At 43.9% G+C, this 22,709-nt stretch carries 17 protein-coding genes; 3 read left to right on the top strand and 14 right to left on the bottom strand.

Annotated elements, in window-relative coordinates:
* Positions 1 to 64 precede the first annotated feature (64 nt).
* The 5 genes from ACK2WI_RS17940 to ACK2WI_RS17960 all read right to left on the bottom strand — a co-directional run bounded on the left by ACK2WI_RS17940 (position 65) and on the right by ACK2WI_RS17960 (position 7,995).
* Positions 65 to 2,224 (bottom strand): mechanosensitive ion channel family protein, encoded by a 2,160-nt coding sequence (locus ACK2WI_RS17940; RefSeq protein WP_409151843.1) that lies wholly within the window; start codon positions 2,222 to 2,224, stop codon positions 65 to 67.
* Positions 2,225 to 3,294: 1,070 nt separating this feature from the next.
* Positions 3,295 to 3,633 (bottom strand): HipA domain-containing protein, encoded by a 339-nt coding sequence (locus tag ACK2WI_RS17945; RefSeq protein WP_409151919.1) that lies wholly within the window; start codon positions 3,631 to 3,633, stop codon positions 3,295 to 3,297.
* Positions 3,634 to 4,553: 920 nt separating this feature from the next.
* Positions 4,554 to 6,689: a catalase gene (locus tag ACK2WI_RS17950; RefSeq protein ID WP_409151844.1), complete on the bottom strand. Its 2,136-nt coding sequence runs from the start codon at positions 6,687 to 6,689 to the stop codon at positions 4,554 to 4,556.
* A gap of 172 nt (positions 6,690 to 6,861) precedes the next feature.
* Positions 6,862 to 7,407 carry a ferritin-like domain-containing protein gene (locus ACK2WI_RS17955; protein ID WP_409151845.1) on the bottom strand — a complete coding sequence of 182 codons (546 nt, stop codon included), beginning with the start codon at positions 7,405 to 7,407 and terminating at the stop codon, positions 6,862 to 6,864.
* Between the two features lie 351 nt (positions 7,408 to 7,758).
* On the bottom strand, positions 7,759 to 7,995 hold the full coding sequence (locus tag ACK2WI_RS17960; RefSeq protein ID WP_409151846.1) for a hypothetical protein: 237 nt from the start codon (positions 7,993 to 7,995) through the stop codon (positions 7,759 to 7,761).
* A gap of 426 nt (positions 7,996 to 8,421) precedes the next feature.
* Here ACK2WI_RS17960 and ACK2WI_RS17965 point away from each other — a divergent pair, with 426 nt between their 5' ends.
* From ACK2WI_RS17965 to ACK2WI_RS17975, 3 genes are all read left to right on the top strand, one after another.
* Positions 8,422 to 8,925: an RNA polymerase sigma factor gene (locus ACK2WI_RS17965; RefSeq protein ID WP_409151847.1), complete on the top strand. Its 504-nt coding sequence runs from the start codon at positions 8,422 to 8,424 to the stop codon at positions 8,923 to 8,925.
* 474 nt (positions 8,926 to 9,399) lie between these two features.
* Positions 9,400 to 10,407, top strand: coding sequence for a DNA topoisomerase IB (locus ACK2WI_RS17970; RefSeq protein ID WP_409151848.1), 1,008 nt, complete (start codon positions 9,400 to 9,402; stop codon positions 10,405 to 10,407).
* A 44-nt stretch (positions 10,408 to 10,451) separates the two neighbouring features.
* A complete protein-coding gene (locus tag ACK2WI_RS17975; RefSeq protein WP_409151849.1) occupies positions 10,452 to 10,610 on the top strand; it encodes a hypothetical protein in 159 nt (52 codons plus the stop codon).
* 717 nt (positions 10,611 to 11,327) lie between these two features.
* Here ACK2WI_RS17975 and ACK2WI_RS17980 read toward each other — a convergent pair.
* The 9 genes from ACK2WI_RS17980 to ACK2WI_RS18020 all read right to left on the bottom strand — a co-directional run bounded on the left by ACK2WI_RS17980 (position 11,328) and on the right by ACK2WI_RS18020 (position 22,707).
* Positions 11,328 to 11,924: a DUF892 family protein gene (locus ACK2WI_RS17980; protein ID WP_409151850.1), complete on the bottom strand. Its 597-nt coding sequence runs from the start codon at positions 11,922 to 11,924 to the stop codon at positions 11,328 to 11,330.
* A gap of 157 nt (positions 11,925 to 12,081) precedes the next feature.
* On the bottom strand, positions 12,082 to 12,423 hold the full coding sequence (locus ACK2WI_RS17985; RefSeq protein ID WP_409151851.1) for a hypothetical protein: 342 nt from the start codon (positions 12,421 to 12,423) through the stop codon (positions 12,082 to 12,084).
* Between the two features lie 1,085 nt (positions 12,424 to 13,508).
* Entirely contained in the window at positions 13,509 to 13,874 is a 366-nt protein-coding gene (locus ACK2WI_RS17990) for a response regulator (protein WP_312697944.1), read from the bottom strand.
* A 42-nt stretch (positions 13,875 to 13,916) separates the two neighbouring features.
* A complete protein-coding gene (locus ACK2WI_RS17995) occupies positions 13,917 to 14,726 on the bottom strand; it encodes a CheR family methyltransferase (RefSeq protein ID WP_409151852.1) in 810 nt (269 codons plus the stop codon).
* Positions 14,727 to 14,728: 2 nt separating this feature from the next.
* Positions 14,729 to 15,094, bottom strand: a complete 366-nt coding sequence (locus tag ACK2WI_RS18000; protein WP_409151853.1) for a response regulator — start codon at positions 15,092 to 15,094, stop codon at positions 14,729 to 14,731.
* Between the two features lie 14 nt (positions 15,095 to 15,108).
* Positions 15,109 to 18,684 carry a response regulator gene (locus ACK2WI_RS18005; RefSeq protein WP_409151854.1) on the bottom strand — a complete coding sequence of 1,192 codons (3,576 nt, stop codon included), beginning with the start codon at positions 18,682 to 18,684 and terminating at the stop codon, positions 15,109 to 15,111.
* Entirely contained in the window at positions 18,684 to 20,156 is a 1,473-nt protein-coding gene (locus ACK2WI_RS18010) for an ATP-binding protein (protein ID WP_409151855.1), read from the bottom strand. Before ACK2WI_RS18010 ends, ACK2WI_RS18005 begins: the two co-directional genes overlap by 1 nt.
* Before the next feature lie 660 nt (positions 20,157 to 20,816).
* Complete coding sequence (locus ACK2WI_RS18015) at positions 20,817 to 21,602, bottom strand: tyrosine-protein phosphatase (protein ID WP_409151856.1); 786 nt, start codon at positions 21,600 to 21,602, stop codon at positions 20,817 to 20,819.
* Positions 21,603 to 21,717: 115 nt separating this feature from the next.
* Entirely contained in the window at positions 21,718 to 22,707 is a 990-nt protein-coding gene (locus tag ACK2WI_RS18020) for a mannose-1-phosphate guanylyltransferase (protein WP_409151857.1), read from the bottom strand.
* Between the last annotated feature and the right edge of the window lie 2 nt (positions 22,708 to 22,709).

The following is a 22,709-nucleotide window of genomic DNA, read 5'->3' on the forward strand; positions in this document are numbered from 1 at the left end:
CGTATAATTAGTATTTCTCTTGGGCGTATTGCTTCTTCCATACCGTTGGTGTCTTAGATTTATATTAAGTAATTGAGGAAATCTTTATGTTATTTGTGCGCGCCGCACCTTTTATGGCTTCAAGGTAGCGTCCCCTTACGACTTCCATCTCATCGCTCCGGATACCTACCTGAATGGACAGCAGATATCGTTGGGATTCGACCTCCATGGTTGTGACCCGCACGGGAGCACCGTCATCCACTTCCGGCTGAGCTTTCGCCAGTGTGATTAGTTCTTTCTTCCACTCATCAATTTCAATAGGTTCCTCTACATAGAGGGAGAGATTTAAGAATGTTTCATAGTTATCTTTTGTCCAATTAACAAGTCTACCTGAAAGAAGGTCTCCATTGGGAATAACCACTCTTGCACCACTGTCGACATGCAGTGTGCTCGAACGTATACCAATCTGTGTGACCAGCCCCTTTTTATCGCCCAATTCCACATAATCTCCCAATTTGAAGGGCTTCTCAAAAATGAGGATAATTCCTGACACAAAATTATTGACGATATTTTGTAATCCCAAGCCTATTCCTACACTTAGCGCTCCGATGATTACCGTAAGCTTATCGACTCCCAACCCGAGCACGCGGAGAGCGAATAACAAACCTAGAATAACAATTAACAGTCTAAAAAGGGGCAGCAAAGTCATTGCAGACCCACGATGACCAGCATTCGGCCCTGCGAAAAACGTTCCAAGTGAGCGCTGTATTTTATTCGCCAGCCAAACAACAATTGCTGCCGTAAAGAAATCACCATATTCTATCTTTAGGCCCCCGAGACTAAACTGCTTTTGCAAAAAATCGCGGAAAAGCCGCAAAGCCTCTGTAGAGAGATGGAGATTCGCTAATATTACTACTGTAACCAACCCTAGAGAGCAAAATAAAATCAGCCTATCGAGGCTTCGATAAATTTTGTGAGGATTGAGTTTAGCAATGAACGACTCTGGCTTAGCCTGCTCAAACTTTGATGTCAAATCATGGAGCACCATATCACGGAATGTTCTCAAAGATAGCGCGTGTACGACACCCAATGTTGCTGTCAGGCTGGCGATACGGGCAATATTTAGATAACCAAAAACATTTAAAAGGACACTTATCAGGTGACAGCCAATCAATGCCCACACAATATAGGGAGGGAGAAAGCCAATCGGATTGTCGCTATCTGTTTTCTTCCCCAGATTCCATAATAGGATAATACCCACAATATTTGCTACTATAGCACTAGCTTGGATGAAAACCCCCTCATGCAAAAATAAATTGGTAAATATTAACAGAATGTAATAAATGAACAGTACATTCATTACATTCCTTTTAAACCTAGACAATTTAGCATATAGCAGCATATACATAATACCAAATGCCAATAAAAAAATCAGTTCTAGGGTCCATATCGGCAGAGTTGGGTAAGACAACGGAAAAAGCACCAAAAAAAACATTAATGTCTTGAGTATAGGAACATAGAGAGGTTGATTTTTGTGCAGCGGCAAGGAGTCTTTTTCCTGTCGCGTACGACCTAGCTTGTAAATGATATAGAAATAGAGACCGCTGATCAACAGCAGAAGAAATTGTCCATGCCAAGCTGCAATAGAAAGAAAAGGTATACTAAATCCGTCCTTGGCCAAATTCTTATCAGCTACCTTTTTCAACCGTGGAATCCAGCTTTCGAAGTTCGAATCACTTGTGCCCTTGGCGACGATTTCGGCGCGTAACTTTTTGGCCAAGAGAAGTTGGTGCTCTACTTCCTTCATTAAATAATGTGTTTCATTCAGCATTGACTCCAGGGTATCTCTAAGTCTTGGTCGAAACCTTGCTGAATCGTGGAGTTCGAGCTGAGGAACACCTGTTGTGTCGGTAACTATACTATTTTGCAAAGGTTTCGAGAGAGTGCTATGGTAATCATTCAATTCCTGATAGAGATTTTCCAAATCGGCAATGACGATGTCTATTTCGTGAAGGTGGGGTGTTAATCTTTCCCAAGCCTGCTCCCGCTTTATACTATCCAATCTGTTCTCTCGCATTTCAAGGAAGCCCTGCCAATCAACGTAATTACGCCGTGCATGACCAGTATCCGCAGAAAAAACAGAATCCTTCTCTTGTCCCTTCAACCCATGGACGAAAGAGCCAAAAAGGATAATAGAGATCAAAACCTTCACAATACGGTGTGGAACACCAACAAAAGTCACCATAGTTTTAATTTAAATTACTATTGAACAAAAAGGTCCTTCAAAACGGGAGTTCACAAACTTTTCTATCTTTAGAAAAGTGTGCTTAATATATTAAACCATAAAAGACAAAATTGTTCGATTAGAAAGACAATGAGCTGTTGGGACCTCAAAATACCAGGGCTTACAAACCAGCAATTTACTATATAAGATTGCGAAAAACCATTAATTGAACGTCATGCAACGAAATTGCATCATGGTCTCTTGCCACTTTAACTAAGGATTTTATGTGGTTTTGCTTATATATTAGTTAAGTTCAATTTATAGTGGAATAGATAGACCGAAAATAAAATTATTGCAATAAAATCATATTTAATACGACGGTGCTAAATTAGGTAAAAAAGCTTCAACTAGCTCTTTCCCCCCTGTCCTTTCCCATTTTCCCAAACACCAACGGTAGCATGTTCAAGGTTCATCAACGTTGAAAATCGCTTTTGATTGAGTCCATTTAGATATCTATAAGCTTTGGTCTTGCCCGAAAACTTATATATATCCATCAGGTTTAAAAGGACAATAACACAAGACCCGAAGATAAATGGATAGAATTTGATTTTTGGTTCACTTCTATGGTTCTCCCAGTATGTTAAACTGTCTTCGCTAACATTAAATATGGCTGCTAGATTCTTTTGAACAGCCTTAGCACCCTTCTCATACTTACATGTTAGCCAAAAGTCGCAGCATTAAAGGAATAAATACTGCGGCATCCAACTTCTGTTTCACATCGATCGGACGGCCAACAATATAGTATGTATTCGTGGTAACAAGCGTGGCCACCGCACCCCATTTCAGAGTGTTATGATGCCATATGTGTAGATTTTGATCAAATTTGTTAATACCTTTTGTCTAATACATCATCATTGAAATAATTAAGCATTTCTAAAAGCAGACCTCATTAACTCTTGTTCTGATCTTGAAACAACTTTTTCTATGGCAATAACTTGCCACTCAACTACAGAATGCAAAACTTCTTCTATAACTGAATTCATTAGGTTGTAATCTAAAATATTCGCCAACATTTTTTGTCAGATCAAAATCTAAGCCCTATTATGCATATCAATTTTCAGAGCTAAGCCAGCTTTGTCTATAGATGGATTGAAATCATAAGCCGGTGATAATGTCCAGCCTTCCTTGCCCAACACAAATCCACGATTGCGAATATGGTCATCCTTGTTAGAAACGGCTATATTAAATACAATTCTAAGCCAGAATTGAGCGCAGTTTTCATCTAATTTACGGCATTTACCTTGTAGGAATTCAACAATATCTAAATCGCTTGCCGGATTAACTTTAATTATCCAGACAGGAGCAATTGAGAAAAAATCTCCAGGATAATAGAAATATTGGTAAATTCGGGCATTGCAGTAGCTCTGAATGTACCGTTACCTGGTGATGGTCGCCTTGGGAGGGAGTCATGAATTTTACAAAAATCGACAATGGGATGCGAAGGACGTACAGTGTTTTATTTTTTAGTATTACTGTTCTTGACATATTTTATCTATTTCCTTGTCAGGGCCATAAAGACATTATTGACTGAAAAGAACAGACCGGTATCTTTCCGATTCTCGAGGACGGACTGGTATAATGCCATTGCCGTATTCTTTGGGTGTTCCATTGTGTGCGCATTGTTGATCATGGTAGCGGCAAAATATGTCCCGAACGGGCTACATCCCTCCTATTACCTCTTAACGATTCCACTCGCACTGGTATCGGTATTGATTCACAAAATCTTAAATTGACACATTAACCGTCATATTTCCGAACATTCCATTGATATTTCTTCAGAGAAGCGGGTCTCCTTGTGAAACACACCGAGTCCTAAATTGATATAACCATAGTCCGCTGATCCGTCCAAATTAAAAATATTCAGGATAGAAGTGCATAACTTATTGATCAGATTAACGCTTTTGGACTTTTCTCCTACATCCAAAAAAGCTGGTGCCTTTCTGGGAAGTTTTTATATGCGAAGAACAATCAAGGAACATAGGCAGCAAGGCAAACTTAGTCCTTAGCGACCGGACCCGTCTTACATCGATCTGGTAAATAACAGTACCGCAGCACCGTCTATCCAGTCTTCGGGCCTTATCCTTTATATATTCCAAGCTGAAGGGGTGGCAATGTTGGCCCGCTTCAGCAAAAAAATCCCCGGCACCATGAAGAACCGGGGAATAGGCCAGCCTGAAATGGCCATTGTGTATAAACGTAATGTCTGCTATGTTAACAATCTTCCCATAAAATCGTTTTAACGAAAAGTAACAATCTTATAGCGAACCTTTTTTCGTCCACTTAGTTACCGCTATGCAGGGACTGAATTCTTTTCCTCACGTTCCCAAAAGCGATGTTTCATTATGGCTTCAATGAATTCCTCCAAATTACCCGTGGTAACCACTCCCTTTTCCCCAGGGGAGATGGAAGGGAGCGCTTTTTTCAGAAATGCTCCGCCGCCCTTATCAGTTCCAATTGGCTTACAGTGCTTAAATGCTTCTGCCACGAAATGAAGAGCTTCCGCATTTTTCCCTAGGGAGGTTTCACATCCACCGGCAACAAAGACAGCATCGAACATCACAGAGTCGGACGTCAGAAAGCTATGATCGATTGGGTACCTGTCTCCGTTCTCGGTGGTCACAAATCCCAGTTTGGGTGCAACTATGTTAACGATCGCATCCCTTTGGCAAAGTTGCTGCTTAAAATCCGTAAACGTATGGTCAACGGCACCATCGGCAACCAGGATAGCGATCCTGCGGGACTTGATGTCCTTTGGTAGCTTCTGGGCCATGCTCAGGCCAGGTGATGCGTCTATCGGTAGCGGATTGCTGTATGAGTGGTAGTCGGCCAATTCTCCATCCGCAGGGATACTGTCAGTTATGGGCTGCGGGAGCTTTTGGGGATTGAGGCCCAGATTGTCGCCAACGGTCTTGGCGAGCTCCTCACTTACCTCCATGAGCATGTTAACCATTCTCTGGCGGATCGGAACGGTCTTCACTTTTCCCAATTCAAACGAAAAGGCTTCTTGCACATGTCTTTGCTCATGTAAGCTCAGGCTGTTGTAGAAAAGGGTAGGCTGGCTAAAATGGTCGAAAAAACTCTTGCTGCGCTTCCGCACCTTCGAAGCATCTACTCGTTCCTCAAAGGAATTGAAGCCCCCTTCTTTTATCATGGCCTGAAAGGGACATCCACCACCCATGGTATTGGGATGGTAGCTGGTCTTTCCTTTGTTCACCTGCATCCGGTGCATTCCATCTCGTTGGTTATTGGTAATTTCCTGAATGGGCCTGTTGATTGGGATTTCATGGAAATTGGGTCCGCCCAGACGGGATATCTGTGTATCCGTATAGGAGAAAAGGCGCCCCTGAAGAAGAGGGTCATTGGTAAAATCGATGCCGGGAACAATGTGTCCGGGATGGAACGCAACCTGCTCGGTCTCCGCAAAGAAATTGTCAGGATTACGGTTCAGGGTCATTTTGCCGATGATCTCCACGGGCACCATTTCTTCAGGGATGATCTTGGTCGGGTCCAACAGATCAAAAGGGAATTTATGCTCATCCTCCTGGGACACTATCTGCACGCCCAGTTCCCATTCCGGGAAATGGCCTGCCTCGATCGCTTCCCAGAGGTCGCGACGGTGGAAATCTGTGTCTTTTCCGGCGAGGCGCTGGGATTCATCCCATGCAAGGCCAAGTACTCCCTGTAATGGTTTCCAGTGAAATTTCACAAAATGCGATTGACCTTGCTCGTTAATGAACCTGAAGGTATGGATACCGAACCCTTCCATGGTTCTCAGGCTCCGGGGGATTGCCCGGTCGCTCATGAGCCACATGATATTGTGCATCGCTTCGGGCATCAGGGAAATAAAGTCCCAGAATGTATCGTGGGCAGATGCCGCCTGTGGGATCTCATTGTCCGGTTCCGGTTTAACGGCATGGACAAGGTCCGGGAATTTAACAGCGTCCTGGATGAAAAAGACAGGAGTATTGTTCCCTACCAGGTCATATATACCTTCCTGGGTGTAAAATTTCACCGCAAATCCCCGGATATCCCTTGGCATATCGGTCGAACCGCGCGAGCCCGCTACCGTTGAAAACCTGACGAAGACAGGGACCTTGACCGAGGTGTCGTTGAAGATCTTTGCTTTTGTATATTTTTCCATTGACCTGTACAGCTGGAATTCTCCGTGGGCCCCAGAGCCCCTGGCATGTACGATCCTCTCCGGTACCCTCTCATGGTCAAAGTGAGTGATCTTTTCCCTTAGGATAAAGTCTTCCAGCAGGGAAGGACCCCGGTCCCCGGTTTTCAGAGAGTTGTTGTCATCGTTGATCTTGAGGCCTTGGTTGGTTGTGAGGAATTCCCCTTGATTGTCTGTGGTATATCGGCCAAGCTGTTCCCGCTTAGGATTGGCACCATTTTTAAATGGCTCGTTTTCGTTGGGTTTCATGTTATCGTAATATTTTAAAGTTAAGATGGAAAATTTTGGGCTATCTCTATCGTAGATGCAAATAGATCCGGAGAAGCGATGGCCCCAGTTATTTGCGAATCCCGCAGATTTGGATAGGTCCCGTTTGTTTTCTGTTTAAAAAGATTGCCCGCTTTATGTTTAGTGACTTATCTTAAACAGCTTTTAGATTTTTGGACTGAGGGCTTCCCGACAATGACCGGGAATTCAGGTCAGTATCTGCGATAGTGGTTAGGATACAGTCAGATTTCTTTTCTTCTCCCAAAGTTCGCAACAGGAGCTGTTGCGCCTCCCTTTCGTTGAGTGTCTTGGCATATGCGGACAAGGTCCCGTAGCTGGTAATTTCATAATGCTCAACCTTTTGGCACGCAGAAATTAGCACTGAGTCCCGAACAGGCCCTTCCTGGATATCAGCAATAGATTCATCCCCCTCGTTCAGTATCCCTTCCATTGCCAGGCATTTTTTTCCTTCCGCTTTTTCACCGATCAGTTCAAAAACCTTCTCTAGCCTGGTGACATGTTCATGGGTCTGAGCCCAATGGTCCTTTATCGCAGTCTTTAGACGGATATCGGAAGCTTTGGCCTCCATTTCTGGAAGTTTTTTTGTCAATGTCTGTTCTGCCCAATAAATATCTTTCAGGCCCGTCAAGAATATATCCCTGAGATCCTTGGCATTCGATGTTTGTTTTTTTCTTTCCATGGCTGTTTATTTTGAGTTAAGGTTTAAAATGTCGATTTCTGATTTTTCTCTTTACTAATGGTAGATTAAAAAGGTCAAAGGAATTTCTTTACCGGTCCGAACAATTAATTAAATTGCAGGTTATTGCCTTCAGTTCTTAATTTAGCATTCTTAGGAAGTGAAATGTTGTTTATTTGTGTCACCTTCAGTTGATAGGGACATTTTTGGTTAAACCAAAAATGTTTTTCTACTTCCGATTGCAGGATCAACAAACCTGTTTGCGCTACCAAAAGGAATAAAAGTTCCCAAAAAACAGTTTTCGGGAACTTTTTGTAGTTATTGATGAATTTTTCAAATTACTTGTTAAGAAAATCAATCATGTCCTTCGGTTTTTACGATTTTGTTATAGATTCCCAAGAGAAGGAAGGGAGCCGCCCATTGCCCTATGAAAAGGGCGTCCTTATCATCATTCCACCGTGAGCATTTTAATGCTGCAGAAACTCCCATCGACATTAATGCCGCACCGAGAAATACCACGGAGGGGATTTTGGATGTTTGACTTTCAATAGTTTTACTTACTTGGTCTTCGTTTGCTGTGTTAATTGCCATAATGTTTTCTTTTTAAGTTCAAAATATGAACAAGGCAAAGGAGAAATAGTTTCTTTCTTCTCGTATTTCCTTTACAATCCACGGTCAGGGCAAATCAAGGCCTCTAACTGTGGCGATATAGCTACATGTATGAAAAAAGATAGATAGGTGTATATTAAATTAAACACCCCTGCTTTTTTTGCGCCATCTGAAAAAAAGAAAATCGAGGTCTTTAAGATGTAAGGAACGGCACAGTCTTTTTCGACCGCCCGGTGATTTCCGAAAATGCATTTGGCACGGGGATTGAATCCTGTTTAACCATACAACCTTTACAAATAGATGTGACACGTCCGCACGCGAGGTGCCATGACAGCTCATATCAATATCTTCCTTTGCGCAAAGGGGTAGTTAAATAGTAATATTTATTCACAAAAGCCCTATTTTAAGATGAATTACAGATTTATTAAAGATGAGGTATTGGTGCATACACCAACACTCCTGCAGTACGCCCATAAATTTACCCAGGATCAGGATGATGCGGAAGATCTTCTACAGAACACACTGGTCAAGGTGCTGAAGTATCAGAGAAAATATGTTGCTGGAACGAACCTATTAGGGTGGGTCTATACAATCATGAGAAATACCTTTATTAACGATTGCCGTAAAAGAGCCCATCAACTGAAGTATATGAGTGGAATCGCGGATTCAAAGGATATGGAAGGTCGTATCAGTAGAGATAGAGCGGAAGGCAATCTAATGAGTGAAGAAATCGACACTGTCATGAAAACAATTCCTGAAATATATTACACAGCATTCATGATGTATTATGAAGGATATAAATATTATGAAATCGCTGAATACCTGGGGGTACCTGAGGGAACTGTGAAGACCCGGATCCATACGGCAAGGAAGATCCTCCAGAAAAAATTGCGTAATTATAGGCAGGACTAGCAAAAATCATAAATGCGCATAACAGGCATGATGGAACCAGAATCCCTGTTATGCGCTTGACCCCTCTAACGGCCCATCCTTTAATTAAAGATAAACAAGTAGCCAATTACCGATCTTTTCTCATTTAGGGGGACCTGAGCACTGTTGACACCTTAAGCTTCATTTATGACCTGCCGCTATAGCGATCTTAGGGTTCGGATAGTTTTGATAATTTGCAAAACAAATAAAGAACGGAAATACCAGATTCTATAAGGAAAAGTGGATTAACATTCACCAAAATAGCATTGATTCCTACATCTTTAAATCTCTGAGGAATAGGGTTAAAGTGAAAAATGAAAGATCTTTTCCCCACTGGAGCGGAGCCATTAATAATTTGGTTCCCCATATATGACTTAATTTTATCATCTAATTGTACTTGTTTAAAACAAAATCGATCAGAACAGGATTAAATTTATAGGGATAATAACAAGCGACATGGAAACAAAAAAAACTTTTAAATATGTAAACAGCAATTCTAAAGGATTTTCTAGGATCCAAAACGGTGAGTTATTTGAATACTACGACCAGAAAAAGGTGAGGATTGTGGACCAATCGGTCCTATCTAGGATCTATTCATTGGCAATCCCGCCAAATTGGACGGCCGTATGGATCTGCCCGAATAAAAATGGGCATATCCAGGCTACGGGCTTGGATAATAGGCAGCGCAAGCAATATATCTACCATCCCTGTTGGACAGCCTTTCAGGACCAGGATAAGTACAGTAGGCTATATCACTTTGGAAAGAGCTTGCCATTATTGAAAAAACAGTTGGAAAAGGACATCAAAAGGCCATCCTGTGACCAGAGATATGTCTGTGCACTGGCAATCATGATCATCCAGCACACTTCCATCCGCCCAGGGAATACTATCTATAGAAATTCCAATGGTTCCTATGGTCTTACCACACTTCAGAATAAACATGTCAAACTACAGCAGGGAAAGGTAATATTAAGGTATAGGGGAAAGAAGGGTGTAAAGCAGGAGAAAGCATTTAGAAAGAGAAAACTGTATGATGAGATTGAAAAAATATTGCAACTTTCCGGAAAACAGTTCCTCCAATACTTGGACGAGCAGAATTTTAAAAGACCAATAAAACCTTGCCATCTGAACAGCTATCTTTCTGAAATATATGGTGGTGATGTGACCAGTAAAACCATAAGAACGTGGAACGCATGTTTTTTGGCTTTGGGACACCTTTTGGATACTTACCCTGAAAACACTAAAAACAGGAACAAAAGCTGCAGAGAACTTGTCAGTTCCGTCGCACATCTTTTGGGAAACACACCATCGGTGGCACGAAAGAACTACATCTGTCCCGTCATCTTGAATAAGTTTGAAGATGGACGGCTTGACGGCTGGATGAGGAGATATGCAAAGCTTGCAAGGAGGGAGAAGGATACAATTGTCCATAAAAAGCTCTTGATGCTGTTGAAAGAGGTCTAGATAATCCCCTTTTTTTATTTTCGTGAAAAATCTGAAAGATTGTTATGGAAGCGAAACTGCCGCAACATGTCAAACATACCTTAGACCATGGTTTAGAGCGTGACCTAACGCCTATTCATAGGTATTCCAATAAGCTGCGGAGCTCATGGGAGGATGGTGATAATAGATTGATGAAGGTTCAAACACCTGATAGGAGAATTTAAAATCTCCCTCATCAACTTCTCGGAGCGTTACCAATACTATCACACCTTTATTTCTAAGCCACCTTTGGATATCCTGTCGGATCCAGATATCCGTCAAACCCTTTTTCCTTAGCATATTCATATTTGTCGATGTTATTGTTTTCCATAGGTTGATGATCTTGGCTTAGTGCCCTATCAATAAGATAGATAAAGAACTTCTACCATGAAAATTCGGAAGGATATTGAATGTTTTTCACCCGAAATTGTAGAGAAGGAGCTATGACCTATTGGTTTTAACCGTTAGATGCAGACAAGACCGACAGAATAATCTAAACTGCTATACTCCATTCAAAAGTTTGTTGATAAACTACTATCAGGAATATCCCTTAAAGAATATGTAGATATTCGATCTTTGCAATATTATTCAAAATAAATCCACTAAAAAATCTACATATGTAAAATTTTAAAACAGCGGAACAGCTTGGTCTGGTAAGTGATTATTGCCTTATGGCTTGTTAACTTATTATCAAGAATACAGTTATGATGAAAATTGAAGTATTGAAAACAGTCCCAGATTAATCCGAGCATTTGATAATTTTTTTTATCGGATTGCGGTGTTAGAACCTTATAACATAAATAACGGGGAGCAGGCCAATGGGTAGACATAACAATGAAAAACGTCCATAGCAATGGACGTTTTTGAGATATTAGAGATTATGGATATGTTTAAAATAGCTGTTAGTCCTCTTTTTCAGCCTCTGGATTGATATCGTGCTCAGCAATGAATGTCAGATCCTGGTCTGTTTGTTCCTCCTCTTCCAGGGTTCTTTCCAAAAGATCGGCAATCTTATCAAATCCCAGGGTAATTGCCAATTGGGCGAGCCCTCCATAGGTAGCTATCTCATAGTGCTCAACTTTCTGGGCCGCTATGATAAGTCCTACGTCCCTAGTGGCAGAACCCTCGACGGTATTCTTGATAATCTCCCGGGCCTCCTCTAAGATACCCTCTATGGCCTTGCATTCCTTAGCGTCCACCTCTTCCTCCAATATACCGAATATCTTGTTGAGCCTGCTGACATGTTTCTTGGTCAAAAGATGGTGATCTTCAAAGGCATCTTTAAGTTCTTCTGCAGAAGCTGCGCGTTCCATTTCCAACAGAGCTTCAACCAATTTGTTTTCAGCATAAAGAACATCCTTTAAGCCTGAAAGGAAAAAGTCATATAATTGGGAACCTTTTTGCGTGGATTGGTCCGCTTGTTTTTCATTTCCACTTATCTGAGGGGTCCCATCGATATTTTTGGTCTGCCCTTCCTTGAGCAATTCTTTTTTTGCCATAAGTCTTTTTTTATTTCAGTGCCCTGTGACAGGGCACCGAAATTTATTAATAATTAAGAACTCCTTCTCCCTCCAATTCCTGATCGGCCGGATGAGCGTCCCCCACCGTGGGATGCCTTTCCTCCCATGCGGGCGATACGTGTACGTTCAGCTTTGCTCATTGAGGCAAACCCGCGCCTCGAGCTTGAACTCGAGCTGTTAGAGGAAGAACCGGAGTTAGATGAGGAGCTACCAGATCTACCCCTGGAGCTCGAAGAACCTCTACCGGAGCTTGAGCCACCTCTTCCTGAGTTCCCCGATCTTCCCCTACCCGAACTATTTGAGCCGCGGCTAGAATTGTCCGATCCTCGGGATGAGCTGCTAGAGCCACGGCTTGAACCTCTTGAGCTACGCCCCGAACTGCTTCCTTTTCTGGAACCTGATCGGGTTGAGGTAAACCTTCCCTCGCTATCGCGGCGACGGTTTGTTGATCTGCCGCCCGAAGAGTCGTCATCATCATCATCATCATCATCATAATCATCATCTCCTTCGTCATAATCATCCTCATCATCATCCTCGTAATCGTAGTCCTCGTCCTCGTTATCGTAATCTTCGTCCTCATAGTCATCATACTCTTCCTCGTCGAACTCATCGTCATAATCTTCATCATTTGATGCATCGCGGAATCCGTGACTGTAACCTAATTGGTAAATGTTCTCCAGTGAATGTTCGTTATTGTCAGAGGATCCCCCTCTTGAGCTTCTGCTTGAATTATTTCTTTTCATGATAAAATACTTAAATATTAACCTGTATTAAAACAGGGGTTTATAATAATGAAAAAATGAAACACTCTCTAGAACCGGTTTCTTGAATTGAACCCTTTAAAATATAAAAGGTTCAAAATTAGTGTAGATTTTAAACTTGGTTTCCACATCGATCAAAATGTGCTGCTGATCCGCCTCCGGCAATTGCAAAATTGTGCTGAATATTATTTTTGGTGCATAGGTTATTTATATGGATTTGATATTTGCCGCGTGTTAATATTAACGTCACTTGAAAACTAGGCTTATCTTAAATTTAAATGGTATCGAAAAGTAAGATTTAAACGAACTTTTTTAAATGGCTGACAGCAATTGCGGATCCTTTCTGGGAAATAAGGCATAAGCATCCTAGGGCTAGGATACTAAACACTCCGAGATTGCTGTTCCTTTATATTATAAATTGTAGAAGCATATTGGCCATGACCAAAATTTCCTTGATAGAAATAAAATATATGGAAATAGAAAATTGAAGGATTTCATCTCGAAACTTAAGGAATTTCTGAGGGTGGATAGGCTATGGCATAGTCCAGGATAATAGAGGAAAGGGATATTTTTTTCCATTCGCATGTCTCTTATCGAGATATCTCATTACCATTATGCTATTTATCGTCCCTGGAAGGTGTTTATAAAAAAAAAGAGGCCCTAAATCAGCAAACCCAGAACCCTATTTAACTGAACAAATATTATCCTATAAATATACAATTAAATATCAAGATAATATGGAAGACTTACCTATTTAGGCAATAAAGGGGTCAAATTCCTTTGGCAATTTCCAAAGGGATGCCTACGAACTGAGGACATTCTTAACTATGCCCTCCAGGCTGTCCAGGTCAAAAGGTTTAGAAAGAAACGAATTTGCTTTTGCCTGACTGGCCAAAAACTCTATATCGCTGTTGGCTGATACTAGAATGACCGGGATATCGCGATAAAGAGGATTGGATTTCAAGATCTGTGTAGCTGCTACACCTCCGATATCTGGTATCCAGTTGTCCATAAAGATCAGGTCGGGCTGAAAACTGGTCACTTTGTCCAAAACGTCATGCGAGGTCCTCGATTGTTCGACGATGTACCCCATGTCCTCCAATACGATCGTAAATATCTCCAGCACGTGCTGGTCGTCATCGAAAATAAGTATCTTTTTGTTCACCATTGTTATACGCGAAAATATCAAATCTCCCCAAAATTTGAAACATTAATTTATTTTCCGCCAGATTTTTTGGTCACCAACTTGTTGGAACCTATCCCTAAGCGAGGAGAACAAGAGGGTTTCCTTGGGACCCAGGCCTAGGAATCCGCCATTTTCCAAGCTCGTGTGGAAGAGCTCCATTACCGAACCCTGCAGGGAGCGCCTGAAATAGATCAGAACATTCCTGCACAGGATAAGCTGAAAGCTATTGAAGGAAGAGTCACTGGCAAGGTTATGGGTAGAGAACACCATTCGGGAACGGAGCTCATCATTGAAGCTAATGCTGCCCAGTTTAGGCGAGTAATAGTCAGATAGATCCCTAGTACCGCCCGAACTGACATAATTATCTGCAAATTCTCCAAGGTTCTCTAAGGGAAACAGGCCCATGGACGCACGCTCCACAGAGACTGGGTTTAGGTCTGTTGCATATATTAGGGACCTTTCCAACAGTCCAGATTCGTTTAACAGTATGGCAATCGAATATGCTTCTTCACCAGTGGAGCAACCTGCGACCCAGACCCGGATCAGGGGGAAGGTACTCAGGTAAGGGATAACCTTCTGGCGGAGGTCCCCGAAAAAAGCGGGATCTCGGAACATCGTGGTCAGGGGAACGCTGACCTGTTGCACGAAGTCCCCTGCCAATGTTTTTTCCATGAGCATCCTGTCCAAGAGCTCCTCCAGATCGGAAACCGTCCATAGGGACATAATCCGTAAAATCCTCCTCTGAATGGAGTCCCTGCTATAACCTGTGAAATCATAGCCGAATTCCTCGAGGAACCTGAAAAGGAAAATATCTAACTGGGAATCGATATCCATTCTCACCCTCCCGTTAAGCCCTGGATCTCGGCCAGGAGAACATCTATATCCACTGGTTTGGACACATAACCATCCGCGCCAGCACCAAGGCACCTCTCCCTGTCCCCGCTCATGGCCTTTGCTGTCACCGCAATTACGGGTGGGTAATCCTTCCCGCTGGAATCCCTGAGGTGCTGCAAGAACTGGAACCCATCAAATTCCGGCATCATCATGTCCAGCAGCACTACGCTGATGCCCATTCCAACCTCTATGAGGTCAAGTCCCTCCTGGGCACTGAGGACGCCATGGGAATCGTACCCCCTTGATCTGAGTGCGGTCTTAAGGGCGAAGATATTCCGCCTGTCATCATCAATAATCAATATGCTCATCTGTTTTCTAAGGTTTAACGGTTAAAAAGCCACACCCGCAGCAAAGAGACCAATTGGTCCAGATCCACAGGTTTGGATATATAATCTGAGGCTCCTGCCTTCATGCACCGCTCCCGGTCTCCCATCATCGCTTTTGCCGTGACTGCGATTATCGGGAGTTTGCTGAAGATTTCCATGGAACGGATCTTTTCGATGGCCTGGAAACCGTCCATCTTTGGCATCATTATGTCCATCAGCACGATGTCGATGTCGGGATGACTTTCCAGGACCTGGCAAGCTTCCACACCATCGATGGCAGAGTAGATTTCCATATTGAATTTTTCCAGGGCCCTTGATATGGAAAAGATGTTGCGGATATCATCATCGGCAATCAGGACCTTCCTTCCATGCAAGATTTCGGCAAGTCGGCTACCTTTTGCATTCACTTGCGGAGATAAACTAGATGTCTTATTTTCCACCAGATGAAGGAATAGGCTCACCTCGTCTAGGATCCTCTGGAAGGAATGGGCCGTTTTCAGGACGATCGAGTCCGCATATTCCTTAATGCGCATCTCTTCCTGGCCAGAGAGGCTCTTTCCGGTAAAGACGATTATGGGAAGGTCCTCTAGGCCATCTTGGCCCTTTATTGTTTCCAGGGTCTCATATGCCCCTGGATCCGGGATCCCCATGTCCAGGATGACACATTCAACTTTACCCGATGTAAGGGCCTTTACCCCCTGTTCAAGGGAGGACTTCACCTCTGTGGAAATGTCGAAGCTCTCAAGATAGGACGAAAGCGCTTCGGCGTGCTTTGGATTTTCCTCAACGATCAATACCTTTTTGGGACCGTTGCTCAAGGCCGAATCTATTTTGGAGAAAATCTCCTGGAAGCCCTGGTTTTGGAAAGGTTTCCTGATAAAATCGATTGCGCCCCTACGTATGCTTTCGCTTTTCTTGGCTTGTTCGGCCGACATCATGTGGACTGGGATATGACGGGTATCCGGATTGGACTTCAATCCTTCGAGAACCTGCCACCCGTCCATATGGGGCAGGACGATGTCCAGCAGGATAGCCTTCGGAGAAAACCTCAGGGCAGCTTCCATGGCGAGGTCACCCCTGCCGACAGCTATTGCCTTGTAGCCAGCTTTTCTTGCATATTGCAGTACCAATCTGGCGAAAGTTTCATCGTCCTCCACTATCAGGATCGCCTTGTCCCCCGGAACAATGGTCCCTCGGTCATCTGGAATAAATTGCGGGATAAGGATACCAGGACTAATTGCCGGATTCTCTAAGGCCTTAATTAGGGGAGCTATGGGTTCCTCATTTTGGACATCGATCTGCTCACCATTCACAAAATCAAGCGGCAGTGAGAGTGTAAAGCAGCTTCCCTGGCCCGGGGTGCTCTCCACGGTAAGCTCACCATAGAGCAATCTTGCGATTTCCCTGCTGATCGAAAGTCCCAGGCCGGTTCCCCCGTATTGCCGCCTGGTAGACCCGTCCGCCTGTTGGAAGGCCTCGAATATCAGTTTCTGTTTTTCTTGGGGAATCCCGATCCCTGTATCTCTGACATGGAACCGGACGGAAGCCCCAGGTCCAGAGGTCCTCTCCACGCTGAGGGATACGTGGCCATTTTCTGTGAACTTGATTGCATTGGACAGCAGGTTCCTTAGGACCTGTTCCAACCTGAGCCTGTCGCTTTTCAAGTTGAAATCTCCCGGCAGTCCATTCTCGATCCGGAGCTCCAGGTTCTTTTCCTTGGTGAGGGGACTGAACATCTGCTGGAGCTCCGAAATGAGGTCTGCCAACCTAAATTCCTCGAGCTCTATGTCCATCTTCCCTGCCTCGATCTTGGAAAGGTCCAATATTTCGTCTATAAGGGTAAGCAACCCTGTTCCTGATGACCATATCACCTGGGCTGATTCAACCTGTTCCTGGTTAAGGTTTCCATCAGTGTTCTCAGTGAGCACGCGGGAAAGCAAGAGAATGGAGTTAAGGGGGGTCCTCAATTCATGGGACATATTGGCAAGGAACTCCGATTTGTATTTGGTGCTCAGGGCAAGGGCTTCCGCTTTCTCCTGGATTTCCTTGTTCCGTGCGACGATCACCTGGTTTCTTTCCTCCAAGAGATGCGATCTTTTCTCTAGCTCCTCGTTTGAGATCAGCAGCTCATCCTGCTGGGACCTTAGCTCCTCTTCTGAGATCCTCAACCTACCGGCCTGGGCTTCAAGCTCGCTGTTGAGGGTCTCCAGTTCTGCGTGCTGGACCTGTAGCTCTTCGGTCTGGGTCTGGGTTTCTTCCAATAGCTGTTGGACCCTGCGCCGGCTCTGTGCCGCGGCCATGGATATCCCGATGGTTTCACAGAAGTCGGAAATTACCCCGAGCTTCTCCTCGCTTATATCTCCTCGAGAACCGACTTCGAGGATGCCCATGCATTCCTGTTGGTATACAATGGGCACCAATGCAATCTGGCGGACTAATATTTCACCCTGTGCAAAGGAAAGCTTGAACTCTTCTGGATATAGGTCCTTGAGGACCCTATACCTTTTGGTCCTGTAGACCTCTCCCAAGACACCTCCAGTTAGTGGGACCTCTGAGAAAGGCAGGCTTTGGAGCCCGACGGTATGCATGACCTTGAACGTACTCCTTTCGACCATGAAAACTGCTCCGTTCTCCAAATCCATGTAGTCCGTGATGAATTCCATGCTGAACTTTGCAATTTCCTCAAGACCGGGGTTTCCCATCAGACCTGAATTCAGCTGGGCCAGTCCATTTTTCCGCCATTCGTTCCTTTGGAGCTGATCAAAGTTCTTCTTCAGGGACTCGGTCATTATGCGAAGGCTCTCAGCTATGTTCCCAAGATCGTCCTTTTTCGTGTCATCTATGATCACAGAATAGTTGCCCTTGGTAACCTGTCGGGCGATCCCCCTGATAATGTTCAACCTATGTTTCATGTCACTGTCCTTCTCTAGCAGTTCCTGCTGTAGTTCTGCCCGCCTTCTGTAGTCGCCTCGAAGTTTCCAGAACAGGATGGCAGTGATGACCAAGGACATTAAGGAGGCAAAGGCAAACAGGATGGTAGTCGTCAAAGTGGAGTTATCAAGTTCCTCGGAACGCTTTCCTACCCTGGCTTCTTCCTCATGTTGGATTTCGCCGATAAGGACCCTACATGAATCCATGATCGATTTCCCCCTGTCTAGGTGATCGGGAGATAGGTTGCCGGAACTTAAACGCTGTGCCATGAGTCCCTCCAGCACTTCAATCCTTTCCCTGGCCAAGCGTCCGAGTTGTTGGGCCCTGATCACTTGGATTGGGCTCAGATCTCCATTGACAAGGTTGCCCAGGTGCTGCGGCAGATCCCTACGGCTGTCCCGGTACGGCGCCAGGAACTCTTCCTGGCCTGTCAGCAGATAGCCCCTCTGTCCGGTTTCAGCATTCTGCAGGTCGATCAGGACCAACTGAGAATTGAGTATGGTCCGTTGGGACTGATCCATAAGGGCTTTGTTCTCCCGCTGTTTGCGGAACGAGAGGAACATGACCGCGGAGGAGGCCAGAAGGATGGCCATGGAAAAACCGAAACCGATCTGAAGGTTCCTTAATACGTTCTGTGCCATTATTTATTGATTGGGAGAGTAAAATAAAATGTCGACCCTTCTCCAAGCTTGCTCCTGGCACCGCAGGTTCCACCGTGAAGGGAAATGATCTCTTTGCATATGTGCAGACCGAGGCCCAGGCCCTGGAATTTTGCTGAGGCTTCCTGCACCCTGTAGAACTTATCAAAGACGAAAGGAATTTTCTGTTCTGGGATCCCTATGCCGTCATCGCTGACCTCTAAGGTCAGGATGTTGTCCTTAACAAATGTGTTAATGCGGACAACTTGTGTACCTGGAGCGTACTTTATGGCATTGCTGAGATAATTGGTCAGGACCTGTTCCAACCTCAAGGGATCAGCTAAAATCGGTCTATCGATCTTTACGCCTGTTCTTTCAATTCTGATTTCGGTGCCATGGTGTTCTACCAATGTGGAATCAGCAGCCTGTTGGATGAGGTCTTCGAAATCTATTTCCTGAAGGGCGATTTTAATTCCGCCGTTTTCCAACCTGGATATATCCAGAAGGTCCTCTACCAATCTATGGAGCTTTTCAGCCTGTTCCTTAACCTTGGAGAGATAACTGTATGCACGATGGTCCTTCATGTCCTTCATTGAGCGCAGCGATATTTCTGCAAAGGCCTTGATACTGGTCAAAGGGGTCTTGAGCTCATGGCTCGCAACGCTCAAGAATTCATCTTTTTTATTTTCTAGTTGCTTACGCTCATCTATATCGGTCATGGTACCGACCCAGCTGTGTCCAGCTGTCCCCGGGGCAACTGGCACAAGCTTTAGGAGATGGTAACGGTAATTATCAGATTGTTTTTCCCTAAGCCTCAATTCCGCCTCCCACGGGAGCTTGTCTGCCAATTGGAGCTTCCAATTCTCTAAAATGTGTACATCTTCGGCATGGAGCTCCGGCCAAGTTCCCCTATCATGAGAATATCGGAACCACTGTTCGTTAACGAAATCCACATTCCCCTGGGAATCCGTTGTAAAAGCGACCTGAGGCAATGATTCTAGGGTCGTGTTCAGTTCATCAAATTTTGAGGACAGCTCATTTTGAGCTGATTTGCGCCATTCGATTTCTCTCTGCAGCTCTTCCTGCATTTTATGCAAGGCGGCCGTCTGTTCGTATAGTCGATAGAAGGTATTCACCTTTAACAAAAGGATTTCGGGATCCACCGGTTTTGTAATGTAATCGATGCCTCCTGATTCGTAGCCCTTGGCAATATACTTCTTTTCCCTGTTGACAGCGGACAGGAAGATTATCGGGATATCTTTGGTCTTTTTTGTCGATGACAGGAACTCTGCAACTTCATATCCGTCCATTTCCGGCATCTGGACGTCAAGGATGATAAGTGCATATTCGTTCTTGAGGCATTTTTTCAACGCCTCTTCACCAGAAAGGGCAGAATCGGTCCGAAAGCCTTTAAATTTCAGAATCTTTTCTAAAGAAAAGATGTTTTCAGGTTTGTCGTCAACTATTAGGATCATTTGTTAATCTATTTTTCGGTGGTACCCACGTAATCCGGGACCATTGCCGAAGGTAGGTGATAGAACTAAATTATCAAAAAAAGAGTGAAAAAATGCTAATCTACACGAAGGAAAGTCTATATCTTTCTTTAATGGAAACCTTCATGCGATTCAAAGAGGTTGATTTCCTTAAGATTTACTAGAAATATAAATTTGAACGGGTAAAGGGCTCCAGATCCACAAGTTCCCGGGAAATTTAAAGAATTGCGAAAAATCGGGAGCTTTATAATTCAAAAAACAGAAATTATTAAATGATACTTAAAGATTCGACAGTTCCTAAGGTATGATATTGGGATTGCCATATGAGCTCAATCTATGGAATTTGGCTAGGGTAAAGAACAAATAGTTAAAAACCCCAACTTTGTCCATGAACAAGAAGAGGGCAGGTAGGAGCCATAGAAACTTAAACTGTCAGTTGGATTCTATAATGGAGTCTCGGCGAAAGGGAGGATCGACCTCTAAGGAAATCATAGACTGATCCCTGAATGCCTTAACTTATATTCAAAATGTCCAAATTGAGATAATGACCACCCAAAGTTTCAGAGGATCATATCTCAGGATCAGGGGTTAGATTTGGCAAGGTGATTCGTCTTCTTGCCTGTGATATCCCCGGATGATCAGTCAGGCTGTTTTCTTTTCGCTTTTGGATTCGAAAAGTTTTGAATTTTTGATCGGATTCCCCCTCAATAATTCCTGGATATCATATTTCGTAACGACTCCCTTGAGAGCCTCCAAGTGCCGTGTATGGTGCATATCTGTACCGACAAAATCATACATCCCTGCACGGATCAGCGTCAGAGCACAGGTCTTCACGTTCTCTCCGTAATACTTGCTTATGGAAAGGAGGTTCAACTGCAGGTGGCAACCCGATTGTTTGATCTCTTCGAATATCTTGAAATTATTGTGGAAATAATTGTAGCGCTCAGGATGTGCGAGGATGGGCTGGTAACCCCGATCCTGGATGTCCTTGATAACGCTGAACAGGGCCTTGGACTCTGAGAGATAGGACATTTCTATCAGCATGTACTTATCAGCGATCAGACACAGGTTATCTGCTTGGATCCATTCCTGAATCTGGTCATCGATCATGTACTCCGCGCTGAAGTTAAGTTTAAAATCCAGCGAATTTGCCTTTAAGTGGTCGTTTAACTCTGCATGTGCGGATTTGATGGTCTGCGGTGTGTTGTTGTGCACCCCGGCCATAACATGCGGTGTCGAAACGCTGTTATGGATACCCAACTCCTTCAGTCCTTTGACAAGTATCAATGATTCCTCGACGCTGGGACTACCATCATCTATCCCTGGCAGGATATGGTTGTGTATGTCCCAGCCTACCCATGCCAATCTATTAGCGTAAGCCTTTTCGTCATTTTTCTTGCCCCCAAATAAATTACTCCAAAATCCCATAGTTTCTAAAAATATTAGTTGTTTGGTAATAGGTCCCTAATTATATATTAGACATCCTGTTTATCAATAAGGTTTAACGAAAACGTTCAATATAACCCATTTGCTACAAAACTGCTTAAATTAAAGCAGGATTGTCCTTTTCCAACTGTTCATAAACCTGTTTAACATCCTGCGCTCGACTCCTGTCCAGCACCAAAACTGCATCTTCCGTATTCACTAGCATACAGTTACTTAAGCCTACAAAAACGGTATGCTTATTAGTACCTACAACAATATTGCCATTCTCGTCAACAGGGTGGCCTTTGCTCCTAAAATACTCATATAAAGAGTCGAACGCCCCCATATCGGACCATTCAAATCTTGCTGGAACGACCTTGATCAGGTCACTCCGCTCCATTACCGCATAGTCGATACTCTTGGAAGGGATCAGTTTGGAATGCGCCACATCAAGGGCCAGGTCCTGGGCATATTCAAATGCCACCTCGGCAGCATTGTACAGCTTGGGCTCAAAACGCATCAATTCTTCTAAATATACCCCAGCCTTGAAACAGAAGATCCCCGAATTCCACAAGAAGCTGCCATTCTTTAGAAAATCCTTTGCGGTTTCCTCATTTGGTTTCTCGCGGAAAGAGAGCACGGTATTACCTTCGTGCTCAATATATCCATAGCCGGTTTCGGGTCTAGTTGGGACTATTCCAAATGTTGCGATAAATCCTTCTTGGGCATACATGATGCCCTGGTTGATGGCCTCTCGGTAGTTCTTCAATCCCTCGATCAGATGATCCGAAGGCGAAACGATCAATATATCGTCCTGATCCGCGTGGAAGGCAGCAAATGCAATAGCGGCAGCCGTATTCCTGGGGACCGCCTCTGCAATGATATCATGGTTATGCCCTTTCAAATAGGGTTCGGCGATTGTTTTGTTGGATGCTGAACCCACCAGGATCACCTTGGAAGCTATCTCTTGATTTCGGGCGATGGTCAATTCAAACAAGGTTTTACCTTCAAAAATCGGCAGGTATTGCTTTGGCTTCGACTTTCTGGACAAAGGCCATAACCTTGAGCCTACACCACCAGATAATATTACGTTGATTATTTTACCCATTG

It is taken from the genome of Sphingobacterium sp. BS-2 (assembly GCF_046161205.1).
Taxonomy (GTDB): Bacteria; Bacteroidota; Bacteroidia; order Sphingobacteriales; family Sphingobacteriaceae; genus Sphingobacterium; species Sphingobacterium mizutaii.